Annotated in this window: 5 protein-coding genes; all 5 read left to right on the forward strand. The window is 68.0% G+C overall.

Features of this window, described 5'->3' with window-relative positions; genetic code table 11:
- Positions 1–49: 49 nt before the first annotated feature.
- The 5 genes from ABCR94_RS28435 to ABCR94_RS28460 all read left to right on the forward strand — a co-directional run bounded on the left by ABCR94_RS28435 (position 50) and on the right by ABCR94_RS28460 (position 7,594).
- Positions 50–1,192, forward strand: a complete 1,143-nt coding sequence (locus tag ABCR94_RS28435) for an AAA family ATPase (RefSeq protein ID WP_347123135.1) — start codon at positions 50–52, stop codon at positions 1,190–1,192.
- Positions 1,189–2,988: a hypothetical protein gene (locus ABCR94_RS28440; protein ID WP_347123050.1), complete on the forward strand. Its 1,800-nt coding sequence runs from the start codon at positions 1,189–1,191 to the stop codon at positions 2,986–2,988. The genes ABCR94_RS28435 and ABCR94_RS28440 overlap by 4 nt, the downstream gene beginning before the upstream one ends.
- Positions 2,989–3,379: 391 nt before the next feature.
- Positions 3,380–4,576, forward strand: a complete 1,197-nt coding sequence (locus ABCR94_RS28450; RefSeq protein WP_347123136.1) for a tyrosine-type recombinase/integrase — start codon at positions 3,380–3,382, stop codon at positions 4,574–4,576.
- Entirely contained in the window at positions 4,569–6,998 is a 2,430-nt protein-coding gene (locus tag ABCR94_RS28455; RefSeq protein WP_347123065.1) for a tyrosine-type recombinase/integrase, read from the forward strand. Before ABCR94_RS28450 ends, ABCR94_RS28455 begins: the two co-directional genes overlap by 8 nt.
- Before the next feature lie 218 nt (positions 6,999–7,216).
- Positions 7,217–7,594 (forward strand): hypothetical protein, encoded by a 378-nt coding sequence (locus tag ABCR94_RS28460; protein ID WP_347123071.1) that lies wholly within the window; start codon positions 7,217–7,219, stop codon positions 7,592–7,594.
- The last annotated feature ends 148 nt before the right edge of the window (positions 7,595–7,742 follow it).

Below are 7,742 nucleotides of genomic sequence, written 5' to 3' on the forward strand. Positions count from 1 at the left end.
AACGCCTACCAGTCCGGCGCGCACCAAGGGCGGCGAACTACGGGCCAAGGTGGCCCGACTGCTGGCCGACCGGCCGGCGGACACGCTCACCATCGGGGACATGGCCAGGCAGTTGGGCCACTCCCACGGCGCCGTCCGCAACGCCGCCCTCACCCTGGTGCGACGCGGCGAGGCCGACCAAGGCGGAACCGGGCAACCGGAGTTCCGCGCGAACGCGAAATCCGCCGCAGCCGCGCAGACTGCTGTGATCAGCCCACCGGGCACCCGCTCTCCCCGCGCCCAGGCGTGCACGGCCCGCACGACCATTCCCGCGGCAGCCACGCCCAGGCAGACCGGCCCGATCCGCCGCGCGGGGGGCCAGGTCTACCACCCCCGGGAGCTGGCCGATCTGCCTGACGTCGAGGCGTTGAATCGCTTGCGCGACGCCGAGGTGCCGGTGCTGCTCTACGGCCCTCCGGGCACCGGCAAGACGAGTCTGGTCGAGGCGGCGTTCCCGGACCTGCTCACCGTCGCCGGTGACGGCGACACCACGGTCGGCGACTTGATCGGCGAGTACACGCAGGCCGACGCGGGAGGCTACGTCTTCCAGTACGGTCCGCTGGTCACCGCGATGACCGAGGGCCGTGCCCTGCTGATCGACGATGCCACCTTGATCTCACCGAAGGTGTTGGCGGCGCTGTATCCCGCGATGGACGGGCGCAGGCAGATCCAGGTCAAGGCCCACAAGGGCGAGACCATCAAGGCCGAGCCGGGCTTCTACGTGGTGGCGGGCCACAATCCCGGCGTCCACGGGGCGGTGTTGTCGGAGGCGCTGTCGTCCCGGTTCAGCGTGCAGATCCAGATCGGCACGGACTACGACCTCGCCCTGGCGCTGAGGATCGATGCCCGGGTGGTCCGGGTCGCCCGGAACCTCGCCCGCCAGGTCGAACTCGGCGAGTTGGGCTGGGCCCCCCAACTGCGGGAACTGCTGAGCTACCAGAAGACCGAGGCCGTCCTCGGCACCAAGGCCGCGCTCGCGAACCTCGTCGGCATCGCTCCTGTGGAGGATCGCGACGCCGTCGCCGACGCCGTCATCAAGGCTGTCGGCGTCAAGAAGATCGCGCCCCTCACCCTCGGCAAACAGCTCTCCGCCTCGGCCGTCCGGCAGCCCCCGGGCAGCACCGGCTCCGCGCACCGGGGCCTCTCGCGATGAGCGCCCACCACCACGTCCAGTCCCGCGCCACCACGCGGGACGACGACGCCGACCTCGCGCGCTGGGACGACGACGGCGCCCCGCCCGCGCAATCCCGTTCCTCCCCGGCCGCGTGGCTGCGCGTGGGAGCCGAACTCGGCGATCGGCTGGTCGCCCTCTCCGGCCGCCAGGACCTCCTCGTCACCTGCCGCCCCGGCACGCGCAGCGGCGCACCGGCCGCGTTCTTCCCCACTCTGGGCGAGGTCGAGTTCGACGCCGGCCTGTTCGCCCCGCTCCAGCCCCACGAGATCCATCCGCGGATCGTGGGCGACGAGGAGCGGTATCCCGCCGCCTGGGGAGTGTTCGTCCACGAGGCCGCGCACGCGGCCCACTCCGTCTGGACACAGCCTGCCGGAGCGAACCCCCGTGTCGTCGAGGCCGCGCTCCTGCTGGAGGAGAGCCGTATCGAAGGCGCACACCTGATCACGCGGCCCACGGACCGCACGTACCTGCGCACCAGTGCCCGAACCCTGGTCATGCCCGACATCGCCCACCCCACCCTCCAGGGCATCGAGCACGCCGCTGGCGTGGCGGCCCTGGTCCTCGGCCGCCGTGACGTCGGCATCCTGGACGCCGGCGAGGCCCGGGCGGTCGCCGATCTGTGCGAAAAGGTGCTGGGCGCAGACCTGCTGGCCACGCTCACCCGCATCTGGACCACAGCCCACCAGTGCGCCGACGACGACGCCACGACCATGCTCGCGCACGGTCAAGAATGGTGCGACGCTCTGGACATCGCGGCCCCTGCCCTGCCCGTGCCGGAGAACCTCACCGATCTGCTGTCCGGCGCCGTGGGGGTCGTCATGGGCAGCACGGCCGCCACCGACGCCGCCGACCTCGCGGCACAGGATGCAGCGGCCAACGCCGTGGCCGCGCAGTCCAAAGCGCAGGCTCGGGACCGCGCCCAGCGGGCCGGCCAGCGACGCAAAGCCGCCGCCACCGCCAAGTCGGTCTTCAACGCCCGTGGCACCACCGTCACCCCCGACGGCAAACCGTCGCCCCGCGACAACCCGGTCACCGGCACCCGCAGGCCCACCGCCGCCGAGCAGAGTGCCGCCGCGCGCCTGAGCCGCGCCCTGCGTGCCGCCGCCTACCGCGAGCGGACCGAGGAGCGGACCACCAGCCCCACCCCGCCCGGCCGCCTCAACATGCGCGCGGCCCTCGCCCGCGACGCTCAACGCGCGGCCGGGTCGGTCCCCACCGCGGAACCGTTCACCCACACCCGCCGCCGCAACTCCCCCACCCCACCGCTGCGTGTGGGTATCGCCGTCGACGTCTCCGGCTCCATGCGTGCCGCCTGCGCGCCCGTCGCGTCCGCTGCCTGGATCGTGGCGCGCGCAGCGGCCCTGACCGACCCCGACTCCCTTACCGCCACCATCGCCTATGACAGGCACCTGACCGCATTGATCCGGCCCACCCACCGAGCGCCAGAGCGCGTGACGACGTTCGCAACCAACGGCGGCCACCACAACCTCGGCGACGCCATCGACGCACTCGACCACGGCCTCGAACTCAGCCGTCACGGCGCCGGCCGCCTCCTCGTGATCGTCACCGACGCCCGGTACGGCAGCGACGAAACCGCTCAAGCCGTCACCCGTGTCAAGCAGCTCACGACCGCTGGCTGCGCCGTGCTCCAGCTCACCCTCACCGCAGAGTCCCGCCACTTGCCGGGGGCCACCTTGCTGCACCTGCCCCGGCCCTCCAGCGCTCCCGTCGCCATCGCCAAGGCGGCCACAGATGCCATCCGCAGGACACGCTGAGACGACGCAGAAGGCGGAAGCGTCCCAGAGACCACCGCCGAGCACTCCAGACCGCCTCCGCCCGCCGCATGAATCGTGCATCTGATGCACGACCCTCCGCAACGACGCAGGGCACCACCCCAACCGCCTACGAAAGGCACTCGATTTGAAGCCCCAGACCAGCAGCCCGACCTCGAACGTAACGCCCAGCAAACGGAGTTCCCCGGGGGTCCGTACTCAGTGGACTGTCGAGCACTCGTGCTCCCACCAGGTAGTCCATGACCTGTCCAACCGTCCCGCCGCCAAGCGGGCCGGCTTCGCCCGCTGGCTCGCGGCCAAGGACTGCTCTGTTAACTGCACCGTCCTCGCCTCGTTGGTCACGGCGTTACATGCCACAATCAAGGAGCAAGTGATGGATGTACGCGATGAGTTGATGGAGGGGCAGCGGGTCATTCCCCGCCTCGGACGAGTCGTCGAGGTGAACCGGGCGCATCCGCCGTACGCAGTGCTCGACCCGGTGGGAGCCGAGGTCGAGCCGGTCACAGCATTTCTGCGGGACCTGGCGCTTGGGGATTCCAGCCCGCTGACCTGCCGGAGCTACGGCTACGGGATGCTGCGGTGGTTCCGCCTGCTTTGGCTGCTGGGCACCGAGTGGGACCGCGCGACGGAGTCCGAGGTCGCCGTGCTGACGGGTTGGCTTCGCTCGGCGGCCAACCCACAGCGCCAACGGCACAGGGCCGACGCGCAGGTGGCCGGAGCGGTGAATCTCCGCACGGGCAAGGCGTCTCTGGGGGCCGGGTACGCGCCGAGGACCATCAACCACGCCCTGACGGTGATCAGCGGGTTCTACGAGTTCCACGCCCATCAGGGGCAAGGTCCGGTCGTGAACCCAGTGCCGCACTCGTCACAGCGGCGCCGGGCACTGGGACACCGTAGTCCGCTGGAGCCCACGCCGTTGGTCGGACGGGCCCGGTTGCGGCAGCGAGTGCCCGACCGGCCGCCGCGCTCCATTCCCGACCGACTGTGGGACGAACTGTTCGCCGCGATGAACTGCGACCGGGACCGGGCACTGCTGGAGATCTACGTCTCCAGCGGCGCCCGTGCCGAGGAACTCCTCGGCATCGAGGTCGGTGATATCGACTGGTCCGGCCAGCGCATCTACGTGATCACCAAAGGCACGCGGGCCAGGGAAGCGGTGCCGGTCTCCCCGCAGGGGCTGTTCCGCCTGGCCCTTTATCTCGACGCGGCGGGCACTCCCGCCGAGGGTGCACCGGTCTGGCGGACGATCCGCGGACCCGAGCGTCCGCTGACCTACTGGGCGATGCGCCGTGTCATGCAGCGAGCGAACACGCTGCTGGGCACGAACTGGTCCCTTCACGATCTGCGGCACACCGCCGCTTACCGCATGGCCAACAGCGGGAAACTCACACTCCCCGAGGTCCAGACGATCATGAGGCACTCTGACATCCACACCACCAGCCGCTATCTGGCCGTCCACATAGAGGAGCTCTTCGACAAGCTCACCGAGCACTACTCCGCGCCCCGGCCGCCACGGCACTACCCCGCGAGCTACGCCACTGCGGACATCGAGGCGGTCTTCGGTGGCTGACCTGACGCGCCCCACCACCGGAGTCAGCCGCCGCCACGTCCAGGTCAGCGACGAGCCCGGCTTCGCTGGCCGCTTCGTCGCAGGCCAAATCGAGGCCCGCCCAGCCTCCCCGACCACACGGCCCCGTCCCTTCGGTGACCTGTCCACCGCCTCGTCACAGCGCATCGGCGAACTCGCGCACGACGTCTGTACAGCAGCTGCCGCGCAGACCGCCGATCAGCACCGGGCTTCAACCCGGCGTGTCCTGGCCTACCTTGACCGGTTCGAGGGCAGCACCTGGCAGCGCCGCTGGGATGCCAGCCCACTGGGCCTGGGCGATATCAACGCCGCCGATCTAGGCACCAACCGGTACGGGCAGAACTACAGCATCGGCATCAAGACGCTGTTCTGCCTGCGGATCGTCCAGCCCACGCTGCTGGTGATGAAGAAGCACAACTTCAACGGGTTCGCCGACCAGTTCATCGCTGCCCAGAAGGACCCGCTGCTGGAGAAGTACGCCGAACACGTCACCGCCCATGACATCTCCTGGCCGCACAAACGTGAAGCGCTCTTCGACGTGTGCTCCCTGCTCGCGGTCCAGGGCATCGGCTTCGCCGATCTCACCCCTGCGGCCCTCCTCCACCACGCCCACGAATCGCGGAAAGCCAAAGCCTCCCTGCGGCCGGGCAAGAAGGACGCCAACGTGTTCGCCGGTCGCGCTTCCTGGAACGTCCTCCACGCAATGGGGCACTTCTCGCCCAGCACACCCGCCACCATGCGTCAGGCCCTGCACCGCGGCCAGCTCACCCTCGAGGAACTCGTCGACCGTCACACCATCCGCAACCAGAGCGTCCGCCGGCTCCTGCTCGACTACTTCCACCGCCGCAAGGCCGACACCGACTACGCCTCCCTGGTCAATATCGTCCGACACCTCGCCCACGACTTCTGGGCCGGCATCGAAGAGATCAACCCCGAGCAAGCCGATCTGAGCATCCCGGCTGACCTCTACAGCGCCTGGCGCAAGAAGATCGGCATCCGCAAGGACGGCAAGCCCCGCATCGGCGTCGACGCCATCGTCATCGCCGTCCGCAGCTTCTACTACGACCTGCACACCTGGGCCGCCGACGAACCCGAACGCTGGGCCCCCTGGGTCGCCCCGTGTCCTGTCTCGCCCAGCGAACTGCGCGGACTGGCAAAGCGCCGCCGCCGGGTCAACGAGCGGTCCGCCGACCGAACCCGACAGCGCCAGCCGCTCCTGCCACTTCTCGTCCAACACGTCGAGGAGCGCTACGACCACACCCGCACTCTTCTGGAACAGGCATCAGCATCAGCCGGCGACGCGCCCTTCACCCACGTCGGCCGCACCTACCGCCGCGTCCTGACCGAGGAGGATCTCACGCTCGCCCGCGGCGGCCACCGCACGCCCGTCCGTGTCCGGGACGACGCCGGGAAGCTGATCATGATCGAAGCAGAGGAGGAGACAGCCTTCTGGGACTGGGCCGCGGTCGAGACCTTGCGCCACTCGGGCGTCCGCATCGAGGAGATGTGCGAGGTCAGTCACCTCAGCATCCGTCACTACCAGCGCAACAGCGGCGAGATGATCGCCCTCCTGGTCGTCAGCCCGTCCAAAACAGATCGTGAGCGCGTCATCCCGATGTCCGCCGAGCTGTTCCACGTCATCGCCTCCGTCATCCGACGGCACACCCGCGACGGAAACCCCGTCCCACTCCTGCGCCGCTTCGACCCGCACGACAAGGTCTGGAGCCCTCCGATGCCGTTCCTGTTCCAGCGCAAGATCGGCTCCACCCGCAGCGTGATCAGCCCCGTAACCGTCCTGAGCATGCTCGAACGACGCGGCAGGGACCTCGCTGAACGCCATCCTGCGTTCCGCTCAGTCAAGTTCACCCCGCACGACTTTCGAAGAATCTTCACCACCGAGCTCGTCAACAGCGGACTTCCCATCCACATCGGCGCCGCCCTGCTCGGCCACCTCAACATCCAGACAACGCGTGGCTACGTCGCCGTCTTCGATGAAGACGTCGTCCGCCACTACCTCACCCACCTCAACGAACGTCGCCAGCTCCGCTCCGACGACGAATACCGCGACGTCACCAACGACGAGTGGGACGAGTTCGAAGAGCACTTCGACAAGCGCAAGGTCGAACTCGGCGCGTGCGGACGCCCCTATGGCACCCCCTGCCAGCATGAACACGCCTGCATCCGGTGTCCCATGCTCCAGGTCAGCCCGAAGATGATCAACCGACTCGACGACCTGGAAGCCGACCTCATCACCCGCAGAACCCGCGCCAAATCCGAGGGGTGGGCCGGTGAGATCGAAGGGCTCGACCTCACCCTTCAACTCCTCCGCACCAAACGCGACGACACCCACCGTCGAATCCAGCGACCGACTGTCAACCTCGGCATCCCTAAACCCCGGGCATGATCGCAATGCATACCGTGGCAGCAAGCCCCGAAGATCAGCGGCCCGCTGCACGGCTGGGGCTGTTGATTTACCCCGGGCCACTGAGTTGGCCCGGCAGGCGTAGATTCCCTCGTGCGTTGAGAGAATTCTGATGGAGACCTTGTCGGTATCCATCTCCTCTGATACGCCTGAGGGAATCGCTATTTTTGGGCGGGCCCCTAGGGAGAGGTGGATTTGCTGTGACTGTACTAGCAGATTTTGTCGCGATCAGCCATGGGAGTTCGGCATCGCAAGAGGGGAAATGGAAGTCCCAACCCTTCGAGTCGGGCGGCAGGAAGACCTTGATCATAGACGACAAGGAACAGCACAACGCATACGTGACTCTGAGTCTAGGGTCCCCCGACGGCGGCCCGGAAGTAAACATTCGCGTCATCGTGAACAACCATCCACTGCCCCTACTGGAGCCTATCGGAAAAGATGGCCGCCAAACTGTGGTACTGACCTTCCCCGCATCCCTCTTGAAGAACGGCACCGGAAATATCCTCGAACTGCACAGCCAGCATGAGGTCAACTTCTTCGTCTTCTATGCACTGTGCCACTTCCGCCAGGACTCATAGCCCCCTTCAGGAACACCATCCCGCCATATCGCGCAGAATTGGACGCCCGAATTCACTGTGGGACGGAACCTACTTACGCGCGGGCATGGAGTGCAACGTCTAGTCTTGATACTGCAAGACGCCAGAGCCTAGCAGGCTTTATGTTTAT

It is taken from the genome of Streptomyces changchenzhani (assembly GCF_039766235.1).
In the GTDB taxonomy this organism is placed as follows: Bacteria; Actinomycetota; Actinomycetes; order Streptomycetales; family Streptomycetaceae; genus Streptomyces.

Bases quoted from the DNA above. Each gene is read 5' to 3' on its own strand.
- ABCR94_RS28440 (WP_347123050.1), top strand. From the start codon at position 1,189: ATGAGCGCCCACCACCACGTCCAGTCCCGCGCCACCACGCGGGACGAC.
- ABCR94_RS28450 (WP_347123136.1), top strand. From the start codon at position 3,380: ATGGATGTACGCGATGAGTTGATGGAGGGGCAGCGGGTCATTCCCCGC.